A 12286-nucleotide genomic window follows, 5' to 3' on the forward strand; every position below is an offset into this window, starting at 1 on the left:
GCACTTGTCCGCTCAAGTTTCCCCCTCAAGGTGAAAGCACTGAGTCACGCAGTATGTCGAGGGGGACGATATCCGTTCAACTGTCGTGCAGATGTAAATAGTTGGGATCGTTGGCCGGTTCAAAACGCCGCCGCAACGCCCCGGACACAGAAGCGGGGGCCGCCGCCCCGGACACGACGACGGGCCCGCACCCCGGTGGGGTGCGGGCCCGTGCGTGTGGCCGGGGCAGCGGCGGATCAGAGGGCGGAGCCCGCCTTCCACTGCGCCCAGCTCATGTTCCAGCCGTTGAGGCCGTTGTCCGGGGCGATCGTCTTGTCGCCGGTGTTGCGGACGTCCACGACGTCACCGGTGATCGTGTTCTCGAAGAACCAGGAGCCGGGGGTCGACTTGTCGCCCGCGCCCTTGGCGTCGCGCAGACCGATGCAGCCGTGGCTCGTGTTCACATTGCCGAAGATCGACGAAGAGCCCCAGTAGTTGCCGTGGATGAAGGTGCCCGAGCTGGACAGGCGCATGGCGTGCGGCACGTCCTTGATGTCGTACTCGCCCTTGCCGTCGCTGTCCGTGAAGCCGACGGTCGCGCCGTTCATCCGGGTCTCCTTGAACTTCTCGGAGACCACCATCTTGCCGTTGTACGTCTTGTTCTCGGGCGACCCGGCGGAGATCGGGATGGTCTTGACGACCTTCCCCTCCCGCGTGATCTTCATCTGCTTGGTCTTGGCGTCCACGACGGCGACCTGGTTGCGCCCGATCTTGAACTGGACCGTCTTCTGCTGCACGCCGTAGACCCCGTTGGCCCCCTCGACGCCGTCCAGGGCGAGCTTCAGCGTGACCGTGGTGTTCGCCTTCCAGTAGTCCTGGGGGCGGAAGTCCAGGCGCTGGTTGCCGAACCAGTGGCCGACGATCTCCTGGCCGCCGGTGGAGGTCACCTTGACGGCGGACTGCACAGCCTTCTTGTCGGTGATCGCCTTGTCGAAGTTGAGCGAGACCGGCATGCCGACGCCGACCGTGGAGCCGTCCTCCGGCGTGAAGCTGCCGATGAAGCTGTTGGCGCGCGAGACGGTCGTGAACGAGGAGTTCTCGTGGGCCTTGCGGCCGTCGGAGTCCTTGGCGGTCGCGGTGATCTTGTACGTGGTGGCGCGCTCCAGCTGGGCGCTGGGCTTCCAGGTCTTCTTGTCCGCGGATATCCGCCCGGCCACGGCGGCGCCGCCCTCGGCCTTCATGACCACGTCCGTGAGCGAGCCATCGCTCACGGTGACCTTGGCGTCGTTGTTGATGCCCGCGTTGTCGGAGCCGTTCTTCGGCGCGATCGCGATCTTGGCGGCCGAGGTCTTCTCCGCCGCGGCCTCGTCGACCTTGCGCTGCGACTCCTTGCCGCCCGAGCCGCCCTTGTCACCGCCGTCGTCACCGCTACAGGCGGAGAGCATGAGCACCCCGCCGACCAGGGCGGACACGGCCACCAGACCTCTGCGCCGCTTACTGTCCGTCATTCCACGCATCTCCATCGTTGCCGAATCCGCACAAGACCCGGGGGTCCCGTAATCCCGCTTCACGCCTAACGCAGTTCCCGGTCCCCCGCGTTCCATTTCCACCCTAGATGTGGGGAACGCCACGCCGGGCGGGACGGCCGGGACCGCCGCGCGCTCAGGAGACGACGGAGCCCCGGGCGGCGGTCGCCGTCCGGGGCTCCGTCTCGCTTCCGGTGCTGACCGGTGCGCGGTGCCGCGGGTGAGCCCTAGGGCTCCTCGCCGTCCTCACCGTCATCATGCTCGTCCGGGTCCCACTCCGGCGAATCGGGGTCGTAGTCGATCACTTCGCTGCTCCAGGAGGCCTGGGTCAGCTCGATTCCGGGCAACTCCTTGACCAGGTCGAACGGGTCCACGAGATAGGCGAGCGCCTCCGCGTCGTCCTCCTTGACGGCGGATTCGGCGTGGACGCGCTCGTCGTCGGGCACCTGGTGGTCCTCGGCGACGCGGCGCAGCGCGGCGGCGGTGAGGTCGCCGGAGCCGTCCACCTCGATGATCAATTCGGTACGGAGCCGTACAAAGCGTGATGTCTCGTTCATGCTCATGGGTCGGAGGGTACGGCCCATTCCGGGCGCGACTTCCGCACGACCCGCGCCTTTCATTAGCATCGCCTCATTGGCATCGCCCAAGCGGCCAATTCGCCAGCTCCACAAGGGGGATACTCATCCCGTGATCGCACCACGTCGCATGCTGCTCACCGCCGCCGCAGCCGGGGCCCTGCTCAGCGCCCTCTGCTTCGTCCCCTCGGCCAAGGCGACCCCAGGACCGGAGCAACACCAGGCGGCACCGGCCGCCGCGGCTGAGAGCCGGCTGGCGGACACGGGCAGCGTGGACACGACTCCGTATGTGGCGGGGGGCGCGGCGTTCCTGGGTCTGGGGGCGGGGTTCGTGGTGTATTCGGTACGGCGGGAGGGCGGCGGGGCGCTCTGAGGGCTCGCTAGTCCCCCGTGAACCCGGAGGTGTCCAGGTCGAAGCCGAAGGGCTCGGGGACGTGCAGGGTGCCCCCGAAGGGCACGGCGGTCTGGGACCGGTACCCCCGGGGTGACGGATCCCAGAAGGCGGCGATCTCCTCGGCCTGCATGTCGAGGACGAGGTAGACGGGCACGAGGCGCCCGTAGACGTCGAGCTTGTCCAGCCAGTCGGCGTCCTCGGTGGATACGGGGGTTAGCTCGGCAACGAGGGAGAGCGCGGCCCCGTCCGCGTGCCGCCCTTCCTCTTGGAACGCGGCTTCGTCGGCGACGTGCAGATCGGGCCCGAAGGCGCGGCCCGCCTCCGGGAAGCTGAACAGGAAGGGCGCCACGTCGACGTCATGCCCCTCGGGGGCGTGCGGTTCGAGCTGGCGCCGGAGGGACTTCATCGGCTTCTTGTAGCGCGGCTTCGGCCACGTCGACACGATGATCTTCCCCCGGATGAGTTCGGCCTTGTAGCCGTCAGGTGTGTCGAGTTCCTCGACGAGGCGAAGCATGTCGCCGAAGGCTTCGCCCAGAGGTGGCTCTATGGCCGCGGTAGGCCGCTGGGGCACAGTGGTCACCGCGGTCCTCCATTGACTACAGAACGTGTCGCTGCCTCCACGGGAGCCCCGGCGGCCCGGGCCGCGACGGCGGATCGCCGCAGTTCGGGGAACGCCCCTTCCCAGGGGCGGCGCACTCCCCGCCCGAGCATCTTGCGCAGGATGGGCCAGTGGCGGATGAGCAGTTCCGCGTTGAGGTGCTGGACGAAGTCGTCCCGCGAACCGTTGTTCAGCACGATTCGATACATGCCCAGGAGCAGCTTCACGTCACCGACGTCGAAGACCCGCAGCCCGGACCAGGCGAGGTGCAGGGGCAGCGCGATCCGCCCCCTCACGGGTCCGACGAGCTCCTCCAGCGCCACCGGGAGGCGACCGCGCCCGGTCACCCGCACGGGTACGGCGCTCACGCCGCGACCACCCAGTCCGCCTGCCGGTCCCCCAGCTCGAACCAGAGCAGCTTTCCGCCGTATCCGAAGACGTCGTCCCCGACCAGGCGGCCGCCCCACGCGTGGGCGTACTGGCAGACGAGGAAGAGCCCCCGCCCGCCCACCCCCTCCGCGTCCGGGACGCGGGGCCCGCCCCGCCCGAAGGGCGCCGGGATGCGCGGGTCGGTGTCCCACACGGTCACGCGCACCCCGCGCCCGACGCCGAGCGCGCGCACGCGGAGGGCTGCGGGGCCCGGGCTGTGCCGGTAGGCGTTGGTGACCAGCTCCGAGGTGAGGAGTTCGGCGGTGTCGTTGAGGTGGGTGAGGCCGTGGGCGGTGAGGACGGTACGGAGCGTTGCACGGGCGATTCGGGGGGAGCGGGGGTCGTGGGGGAGGTGGAGGGCGTAGGTCCAGGTGGGGATTGAGGGGTGGGGCGGGGATGCGGTGGCCATGAACGCCTCCTGCACAGAAGGGAGTTGATTGGGCACCAAGCGTAGCGGTGGAAGTGTAAGGTCTTCTGCGGGAGCGACGAAGAAGCTTCCATTCTCACCCGTGTGGGTGACAACTCCGGTACGTTCCACGGAAGGTGATGGCCGATGCCAGCCAACAACTTCGTCACCCTGCGGCAGCAACGACTCGGCGCCGAGCTGCGCAAGCTCCGCGAGCGGGCCGGTCTCACCTCGACCGCCGCTGCGGGCCTCCTCGGCGGCCCGCAGGCCCGTATCAGCAATATCGAGGCGGGTCGCTACGCCGTTGGCGCCGACCGCGTGCGCACGCTGGCGCGCAACTACCAGTGCGCCGACGACCCGTACATCGACGCGCTCACCGCGATGACGGGCGGTCGTAAGCGAGGCTGGTGGGAGGAGTACCGCGACATCCTCCCCACCACGCTGCTGGACCTGGCCGAACTGGAGCACCACGCGCATGAGCTGCGCGTGGCAGTCACCGTTCACATTCCAGGGCTGCTCCAGACCCTGGACCACTCGCGCGCCGCGATCCGCGAATCCATGCCGCCCCGTCGCCCGTACGAGATCGAGCACCACGTCTCGTTTCGCGTGAAACGGCAAGCCGTACTCTTCGAGGGCACCCCGACGCAGTACACGGCTGTCGTCCACGAAGCAGCGCTGCGCATGGGCTACGGAGGGCCGGATGTCGCCCGCGAACAGCTCATGCATCTGCTGGAGATGAGCGACATGGATACGATCACTCTGTTGGTGATCCCGTTCGGCGAGGCCAGGTTTCCGACCTCGGGCCAGCCCATCACCTACGCCGTGGGGCCGGTTCCACGCCTCGACACCGTGGCATTGGACACCGACCATGGGTGTGAATTCCTGGATGCAGAGGCACAGTTGGAGCTCTATCGCTCCGTACTAGACCGCCTGGAGTCTCAGACTCTTTCCGAAGAATCATCCCGTGCGCTCATCCACCGCATCGCCCAGGACCTGTGAGGAGCTACCCGTGCCCGAAATCCAGTGGCAGAAGTCCACGTACAGCGGCCAGGCCGCCAACTGCGTCTACGTGGCCGCAGCCCCCAATGGCAACATCCACCTCCGCGAAAGCGACGACCCCACCACCATCCTCACCACCGGCCCCCACCAGCTCCGCGCCCTCATAGAGACACTCCGCCGCACCTCACGCCCCCAAAAGGCATCATGAACTGGCAGAAGTCCTCGTACTGCCAGGAAGCCAGCGCCTGCGTGAACGTCGCCGTCACTCCCGACGGCACCCTTCGCCTCCGCGAGAGCGACACCCCTCACGTCACCCTCACTACCGGCCGCCCCCAACTCCGGGCCCTGATATCGGCACTGCGCCGCAACCCGCACCTCGGGATGGCCGCGTGAACTGGCAGAAATCCACGTTCAGCCCGGATGCCTCGAACTGCGTCTACGTCGCCGCATCCCCCGACGGAACCATCCACCTCCGCGAAAGCGACACCCCCACCGCCACCCTCACCACCGGCCCCCGCCAGTTCCGCGCCCTCATAGCCGCCCTCCACCAGCGCGCGGACCCGTTCAACGCCCGTTGATCGCCTATTGACTACCACCCCATACCTTCTCAGCGGCCAAGATGCCCACCCCCATGCCCTGAGAAGGAATCATGCCGCCCTCCGTACCACCCCGACAGCCCCACGCCGCCGGGGCGAGAAGACGCCGCGCCCCGATCGTGGGCGCGTTGGCCCTGGCGCTGATCGCCGGGCTGCTCCCGGCCCTCGTCTGGGCCGCGCAGCCCGCGTCCGCCGCCGTGGCCGACACGACGGTCGCGACCTGGAACACGGGCAACAAGAAGAACAGACTCCCCCTCGCCGTGCCGATGATGATGCGCGAAAAGGGCATCCACCTCATGGCCTTGCAGGAGATCCGCGACAGGGCCGACCTGGATTCGGAACAGCTTCCGAGGAACCTCCCGGGAACGGAGCAGGACGCCCTCACACGCGGCGCCCGCACCGTGGACCGCTCAAAGTGGGAAGTGGACGAGGGCGGCAGCAGGCGCACGTACTACGTCCTGCGTGTCGCGTCCAAGGGCAAGCCTTGGAGCACGATGAACCGAGGCGTCGCCTTCGTCAGTGACACCGCGATCGACGAGGACGACGTCGACGTGGTGGAGATGCCGAAGAGCGAGGGACGCGTCCCCCGCAAGGAGAGCCATCCGTTTCCGGCGCTCGGCGTCAAGCGGGGTGACATCTGGTACTACTCGGTCCACGCCACCAACGGCGTCGCCGGCGGCGATACGAACAATGCCAGGGGGATCTACACCACCCTCCGCGACTACAACAGGAGCGAGAACCGCGACGACTGGGCCATCCTCGGGGACTTCAACCGCGAACCCCCCACCCTTGAGGCGGCCGTCGCCGCAGACGGCGCCAGCGTCGTCAAGTCCGGGAAGCCCACCCGGGGGAAGAGAGAGCTCGACTACCTCATAGCCAACGGGACCCCGGCGACGTACAAGGCCACCCGCCTGAACAGCAAGCCCAACGTCGGCTCCGACCACTACTCGGTGGCGTTCCACGACCCCTCCGTCACGATGACCGAGGACGTCAGCAAGATCAAGGAATGCCTCACCGGCAATGCGAGGGCCGCGCGCGCCGACGAACCGGGATGCACCAACGCCAGCGTGTCGATGGGTGACAGCTACATCTCCGGAGAGGGCGGCCGCTGGCAGGGCAACGCCAACACCGGCTCGTCGGGGGACGTCTGGGGAACCGACCGGACGGCCGACGGCACGCGGGTGTACGAGAAGAACACCGACGGCAGCGACGCCTGTCACCGCTCGGACGTCGCGGAGATCAAGGGCGCGGGCCTCGGCGGGGTGCCGTCGGCGCAGCGCTTCAACATCGCGTGTTCCGGCGCCGAGACGAAGCACGTCATCAGTGAACGCTTCAAGGAAGAACCGCCGCAGACGGAACAGTTGGCGGAGATCGCGGACGACTACGACCTGGGCACGGTCGTGCTGTCGATCGGCGGCAACGACCTGGGCTTCTCGGACATCCTCACGGACTGCGCCGAGGCGTACTTCGACGGCATGACGGATCTCGACCCGCCCGTCCGCTGGCGCAAGTGCTCCAAGACCCAGCAGGAGAAGTTCGACACGGGACTGACGCAGACCCGCACCAAGGTGGCCGACGCGATCGACGCGATCCGGTCGACGATGGACCAGGCCGGATACGCCCCCGATGCCTACCGGTTGGTCCTCCAGTCCTACCCGAACCCCCTTCCGATGAGTGGCGACAACCGCTACGGCCAGGACGTGCGCCGCCATCAAAGCGGCGGCTGCCCTTTCCTGGACGACGACTTGGACTGGGCTCACCGCTCCGTCATCCCGAGGATCAGCGAGATGCTGCGCTCGGTCGCGCGCGACAGGGGCGCTTCGTTCCTCGACCTCCAGGACGCGTTCGCCGGGCACGAGCTGTGCGCCGACTCGACCGAGCAGGCGAGTTCCAGCAACACGCTGAGTGACCCCGTCGCCGCCGAGAAGGCCGAGTGGGTCCGCTTCTGGCCCGGCTTCAGCGGTCAGGGCAACAAAGAGGAGTCGATCCACCCCAACGCCTACGGGCAGCGGGCGCTGAGCGCCTGCCTGAACAAGTTCGCCTCGGAGGCGAACGGCAACACCGCCCCCTGGGAGTACTCCTGCCGGGGCGAGCGCGGCACCAAGCCCGGTGACGTCGACGTGTCCGGCGACCCGGCCATCGAGGCCGCCGTCCGCACCGCCGACAGCGGCCCCCCGAATCAGTACCTCTTCCGCGGCGGCCGCTACGCCCGCTTCGAGGAGGGCGCCGACGAACCGCTCGGCCAGGTGAAGGACATCTCCTCGGAGTGGTCCAGCCTGCGCGGCACCCCGTTCGTCAACGGATTCGACGCGGCCGTCGAGGCGGAGAAGTACGGCAAGCGCCAGCTCATCCTCTTCCGTGGCGGCCAGTACGTCCGCGTCGAGATCCCGCTGAACGGCACCGACGACTCGCTGGCCAAGGGCCCGCTGCCCATCACCACCGGCTTCCAGCTCTTCGAGGGCACGCCGTTCGCCAGAGGCGTGGACGCGGCGATGGGGATCGGCGACGACCGGATCATGCTGTTCAAGGACGACCAGATGGCCGTCTTCAAGCTGGACATCGACGGCAACGGCGACAAGTGGGTGATGGAGCCCCGGGACATCTCCGAGGGCCTGCCCGTCCTCAAGGGCACCGGCTTCGAGGGCGGCATCGACACGGCCATGCAGAAGGTCGCGTTCGCCCCGGAGCCGAACGGGTCCCAGGTCTACCTGGTCGACGGCCCCCGCGCCCTGCGCCTGTACCTCGACGAGGACCTGGCCAAGAGCGAGATCGAGGTGGGCCCGGTGCCCATCACGGAGATGTGGTCGTCCCTGAAGGGCTCGATCTTCTCCGGCGAAGGTGCGACATCCGGCCGCCGCACCCTGCGCACCGGCCCCACCCCCGCCGCCGACCCCGAGCCCCACCGCCCCGCCCCCTTCTCCACCGACCCCGGCGACCAGCCCAAGTGCCGCCCCGACGGCATGACCGCCACCAAGGACGTCAACACCCCCTACTGCCGGATCTACGACGACAAGGGCCGCGAGCTGATGGGTGAGCGGCACCCGCGGCGCGTCGTCGGGTACTTCACCGGCTGGCGCACCGGCAAGAACGGGCAGCCGATGTATCTGCCCAACAGCATCCCCTGGGGGCAGGTCAGCCACATCAACTACGCGTTCGCGCACGTCAGCAAGAACAACCGGATCTCCGTCGGCGACACGAACGACCCCGACAACCCGGCGACGGGCATGACCTGGCCGGACGTCCCCGGCGCGGAGATGGACGACTCGCTCCCGTACAAGGGGAACTTCAACCTCCTCAACAAGTACAAGAAGAAGCACCCGCGCGTGAAGACGCTGATCTCCATCGGCGGGTGGGCCGAGACCGGCGGAATACTCAACCCCGACGGCTCGCGTGAGAAGACCGGCGGGCTCTACACCCTCACCAACAACGACGACGGCAGCGTCAACCAGCCCGCCATCGACACCTTCGCCGACTCCGTCGTGGACTTCCTGCGGACGTACGGGTTCGACGGCGCGGACATTGACTATGAGTACCCGACGTCGCTGAAGGACGCGGGGAACCCGGAGGACTGGCCGATCGCCAACGCCCGCCGCAAGGGTCTCAACGCGGGCAACACCGCCCTGATGAAGACCCTGCGCGAAAAGCTCGACGCGGCGTCCGAGAAGGACGGGACGTACTACCAACTGACCGCCGCCGCCTCCGCGTCCGGCTATCTGCTGCGCGGCCAGCAGGACTTCCGCGCGCTGCAGTACCTGGACTTCGTCAACTCCATGACGTACGACTTCCATGGATCGTGGAACAACTTCGTTGGGCCGCAGGCCCCGCTGTACGACGACGGCAAGGACGGCGAGCTGGCCGCCGCCGGTATCTACGACAAGGAGAAGAACCCGGAGTACCAGCAGGTGGGCTACTTCAACACGGACTGGTCCTACCACTACCTGCGGGGCGCCATGACGTCCGGGCGGATCAACCTGGGCGTGCCGTACTACACGCGCGGCTGGAAGCACGTGAAGGGCGGCACCGGCGACGGGCTCTGGGGCACCTCCGAGCTGCCCGACCAGAAGGACTGCCCGGAGGGCACGGGTCCGGACGTCTCCAAGACGCCGTGCGGCGCCGGAGCCGACGGCGTCGACAACATCTGGCACGACGAGAACGCGGCGGGCGACGCGCTGGCCGCCGGGTCCAACCCGATGTGGCACGCCAAGAACCTCGAACGTGGGGTCAGCGGGGGCTACTTGGGGCAGTACGGCGTAGACCCCCACGCCCCCGGCAGCCGCGTCGACGGCTACACCCGCCACTGGGACGACACCCTCAAGGCGTCCTGGCTGTGGAACGACGACAAGAAGGTGTACCTGACCACGCAGGACGAACAGGACATCGCCGCCAAGGCCGACTACATCAAGGACAAGGGCGCGGGCGGCGCGATGATCTGGGAGCTGGCCGGGGACTACGCGTGCCCGGAGGACGCCTCCGACCAGTGCGTGCCGGGCTACACCCTCACCAAGAAGCTCGACGAGTCCCTGCGCGACGCCGGCCCGTACGGCGCCAAGCGGGCCGGGAAGACGGAACTGCCCGATCAAGTCCTTGACGTGGACGTCGAGTTCGCGGACTACCCGACCGAGGACCTGTGGCCGCTCCAGCCCAAGCTGCGCATCACCAACAACAGCGACAAGGCCATCCCCGGGGGCGTGAAGGTCTCCTTCGACCTGCCGACGTCCGCGCCGCCCGTCGTCAAGGACGGCAACTGGCAGGCGTACGAGGAGATCGAGCCCGGCCACTCCGGGCCCAACGCCGGTGGCCTGAAGGGGGAGTTCCACCGGGTCAGCATCACCCTGGAGGCCTGTCAGGAGATCCCCGCGGGCCGCAGCATGGACGTGCCGGTGAAGTACTTCCTGCCCGCGACCGGACCGGCGAACGTCACCCTGACCAGCGAGGGCGAGACCTTCGGCGTCACCGGCGACAAGCGCCAGGGCACCCACACCGTCGACCCGCCCGACGCCTCGGCCCCGTGCGCGGCGCCGGACTGGGACCGGGACGCCGACCACTACAACAAGGGGGACGTCGTCACCCACAAGGGCGGCCGCTGGCTCGCCCAGTGGTGGGCCAACAAGGGCGACGAGCCGGGCGTGAAGCCCGTGTGGAGGGACATCAGCCCCAACGACTAGCCATCCACTAGAGATCCAATAGAGATCCAACTCCCCATGACGTCCGACCTCTTGGGCGCGGCGGCGATCGACCGTACCGTTGTCGATCGGCTTGACCCGACCGCCGCGCCCAGGAGGCTCCCCATGCAAGAGCCCATGCCAGAGAAGGGTTTCGCACGCCGGATCGGTCCCTTCCAGGCCACCGCCATCAACATGAGCCAGATGTGCGGCATCGGACCTTTCGTGACGATCCCGCTGATGGTCGCGGCGTTCGGCGGGCCGCAGGCCGTCACCGGGTTCGTCGCGGGCGCGCTGCTCGCGCTCGCCGACGGTCTTGTCTGGGCGGAGCTGAGCGCCGCGATGCCGGGCTCCGGCGGCAGTTACGTCTATCTGCGCCAGGCCTTCCAGTACCGCACAGGGCGGCTGATGCCGTTCCTCTTCGTCTGGACGGCGATGCTGTTCATCCCGGTCGGCATGTCGACCGGGATCGTCGGCTTCGTGCAGTACCTGGGCTATCTGGTGCCGGACATGAGCCAGACGACGGGCGATCTGATCGGCCTCGGCGTGATCGCGGTCGTGATCGCGCTGCTGTGGCGGGGCATCGAGCACATCGCGCGGATCACCGCGGTGATGTGGGTCGTGATGATCCTCTCCGTCGGCTGCGTGATCGTCGCCTCGCTCACGCACTTCGACGCCGACATGGCGTTCACGTACCCGTCCGACGCGTTCGAGGTGACGAGCAACAGCTTCTGGATCGGCTTCGCGGGCGGCCTGACCATCGGCATCTACGACTACCTCGGCTACAACACGGCCGCGTACCTGGGCGCCGAGATCAAGGACCCGGGCCGGGCCCTGCCCCGTGCGATCGTCTTCTCCATCCTCGGCATCATGACGATCTACCTCCTCCTCCAGATCGGCACGCTCGGCGTCATCGACTGGCACCGGATGACGGACCCGGACGACGTGGCGTCGACGTCCGTCGCGTCGGCGGTCCTTGAGGAGACGTGGGGCAAGGGCGCGGCGGACACCGTGACCGTGCTGATCCTCATCACCGCCTTCGCCTCCGTCTTCGCGGGACTGCTCGGCGGCTCCCGCGTGCCCTTCGACGCGGCCCGCGAGCGGGTGTTCTTCCGGCCGTACGCGAAGCTGCACGCCAAGCACCGCTTCCCCGTACTCGGCCTGGCGACGATGGGCGTGGTGACGTCGGCGGGCTTCCTGCTGGGCCGCCACACCGACCTCGCGACCCTGATCCAGCTCCTGACGGCCGTGATGGTCCTGGTGCAGGCCCTCGCCCAGATCCTCGCCCTGACCGTGCTGCGCCGCCGCCAGCCGGGGCTGCGCCGCCCCTACCGCATGTGGCTGTACCCGCTGCCGAGCTTCGTCGCCCTCGCGGGCTGGCTCGTCATCTACGGGTACGCCGACGAGAACTCCCCGGGCCGCCACCCCATCGAGTGGTCCCTGGCGTGGGTCGCGCTCGGCTGCGTGGCGTTCGCAGTGTGGGCGCGCCGCGAGAAGGTGTGGCCGTTCGGGCCGAAGGAGGTCAGCGAGGACTTCCTGACGGGAGGGGCGGCCGGGGCGGCCGACGAGGGCCCGCAGCGGGGGCCGGCGCCGAGATCCTGATCGGCACCGGCCCCCGCCTG

At 68.4% G+C, this 12286-nt stretch carries 12 protein-coding genes; 7 read left to right on the top strand and 5 right to left on the bottom strand.

Annotation, left to right across the window (positions count from 1 at the left end; genetic code table 11):
* Positions 1-236 precede the first annotated feature (236 nt).
* Positions 237-1487, bottom strand: coding sequence for a L,D-transpeptidase (locus AC07A4_RS02200; protein WP_478591725.1), 1251 nt, complete (start codon positions 1485-1487; stop codon positions 237-239).
* A gap of 245 nt (positions 1488-1732) precedes the next feature.
* Entirely contained in the window at positions 1733-2068 is a 336-nt protein-coding gene (locus AC07A4_RS02205) for a hypothetical protein (RefSeq protein WP_478591727.1), read from the bottom strand.
* 142 nt (positions 2069-2210) lie between these two features.
* Here AC07A4_RS02205 and AC07A4_RS02210 point away from each other — a divergent pair, with 142 nt between their 5' ends.
* Positions 2211-2453 carry an LAETG motif-containing sortase-dependent surface protein gene (locus tag AC07A4_RS02210; protein WP_478592854.1) on the top strand — a complete coding sequence of 81 codons (243 nt, stop codon included), beginning with the start codon at positions 2211-2213 and terminating at the stop codon, positions 2451-2453.
* 7 nt (positions 2454-2460) lie between these two features.
* On the opposite strand, the gene AC07A4_RS02215 is transcribed toward AC07A4_RS02210, so the two are convergent.
* The 3 genes from AC07A4_RS02215 to AC07A4_RS02225 are packed head-to-tail and all read right to left on the bottom strand — an operon-like array spanning position 2461 to position 3910.
* Positions 2461-3054, bottom strand: coding sequence for a Uma2 family endonuclease (locus tag AC07A4_RS02215; protein WP_478591729.1), 594 nt, complete (start codon positions 3052-3054; stop codon positions 2461-2463).
* Positions 3051-3440, bottom strand: coding sequence for a hypothetical protein (locus tag AC07A4_RS02220; RefSeq protein WP_478591731.1), 390 nt, complete (start codon positions 3438-3440; stop codon positions 3051-3053). Before AC07A4_RS02220 ends, AC07A4_RS02215 begins: the two co-directional genes overlap by 4 nt.
* A complete protein-coding gene (locus AC07A4_RS02225; RefSeq protein ID WP_478591733.1) occupies positions 3437-3910 on the bottom strand; it encodes an ATP-binding protein in 474 nt (157 codons plus the stop codon). The genes AC07A4_RS02220 and AC07A4_RS02225 overlap by 4 nt, the downstream gene beginning before the upstream one ends.
* 144 nt (positions 3911-4054) lie before the next feature.
* Between AC07A4_RS02225 and AC07A4_RS02230 the strand changes: the two genes are divergently transcribed.
* The 6 genes from AC07A4_RS02230 (at position 4055) to AC07A4_RS02255 (ending at position 12266) form a co-directional block, all read left to right on the top strand.
* Positions 4055-4906 carry a helix-turn-helix domain-containing protein gene (locus AC07A4_RS02230; RefSeq protein ID WP_478591734.1) on the top strand — a complete coding sequence of 284 codons (852 nt, stop codon included), beginning with the start codon at positions 4055-4057 and terminating at the stop codon, positions 4904-4906.
* Positions 4907-4916: 10 nt separating this feature from the next.
* Positions 4917-5114, top strand: coding sequence for a DUF397 domain-containing protein (locus tag AC07A4_RS02235; protein ID WP_478591737.1), 198 nt, complete (start codon positions 4917-4919; stop codon positions 5112-5114).
* Positions 5111-5299, top strand: coding sequence for a DUF397 domain-containing protein (locus AC07A4_RS02240; RefSeq protein ID WP_478591739.1), 189 nt, complete (start codon positions 5111-5113; stop codon positions 5297-5299). Before AC07A4_RS02235 ends, AC07A4_RS02240 begins: the two co-directional genes overlap by 4 nt.
* A complete protein-coding gene (locus AC07A4_RS02245) occupies positions 5296-5484 on the top strand; it encodes a DUF397 domain-containing protein (RefSeq protein WP_478591741.1) in 189 nt (62 codons plus the stop codon). The genes AC07A4_RS02240 and AC07A4_RS02245 overlap by 4 nt, the downstream gene beginning before the upstream one ends.
* 146 nt (positions 5485-5630) lie before the next feature.
* Positions 5631-10667: a glycosyl hydrolase family 18 protein gene (locus AC07A4_RS02250; protein ID WP_478591744.1), complete on the top strand. Its 5037-nt coding sequence runs from the start codon at positions 5631-5633 to the stop codon at positions 10665-10667.
* Positions 10668-10802: 135 nt separating this feature from the next.
* Positions 10803-12266 carry an APC family permease gene (locus AC07A4_RS02255; RefSeq protein ID WP_478591747.1) on the top strand — a complete coding sequence of 488 codons (1464 nt, stop codon included), beginning with the start codon at positions 10803-10805 and terminating at the stop codon, positions 12264-12266.
* Positions 12267-12286 lie beyond the last annotated feature (20 nt).

The organism is Streptomyces sp. NPDC043996, from assembly GCF_056435225.1.

Excerpts from the sequence above, each read along its gene's own strand:
- AC07A4_RS02200 (WP_478591725.1), bottom strand. The coding sequence starts at position 1,487 with ATGACGGACAGTAAGCGGCGCAGAGGTCTGGTGGCCGTGTCCGCCCTG.
- AC07A4_RS02205 (WP_478591727.1), bottom strand. The coding sequence starts at position 2,068 with ATGAGCATGAACGAGACATCACGCTTTGTACGGCTCCGTACCGAATTG.
- AC07A4_RS02210 (WP_478592854.1), top strand. The coding sequence starts at position 2,211 with ATGCTGCTCACCGCCGCCGCAGCCGGGGCCCTGCTCAGCGCCCTCTGC.
- AC07A4_RS02225 (WP_478591733.1), bottom strand. The coding sequence starts at position 3,910 with ATGGCCACCGCATCCCCGCCCCACCCCTCAATCCCCACCTGGACCTAC.
- AC07A4_RS02230 (WP_478591734.1), top strand. The coding sequence starts at position 4,055 with ATGCCAGCCAACAACTTCGTCACCCTGCGGCAGCAACGACTCGGCGCC.
- AC07A4_RS02240 (WP_478591739.1), top strand. The coding sequence starts at position 5,111 with ATGAACTGGCAGAAGTCCTCGTACTGCCAGGAAGCCAGCGCCTGCGTG.
- AC07A4_RS02255 (WP_478591747.1), top strand. The coding sequence starts at position 10,803 with ATGCCAGAGAAGGGTTTCGCACGCCGGATCGGTCCCTTCCAGGCCACC.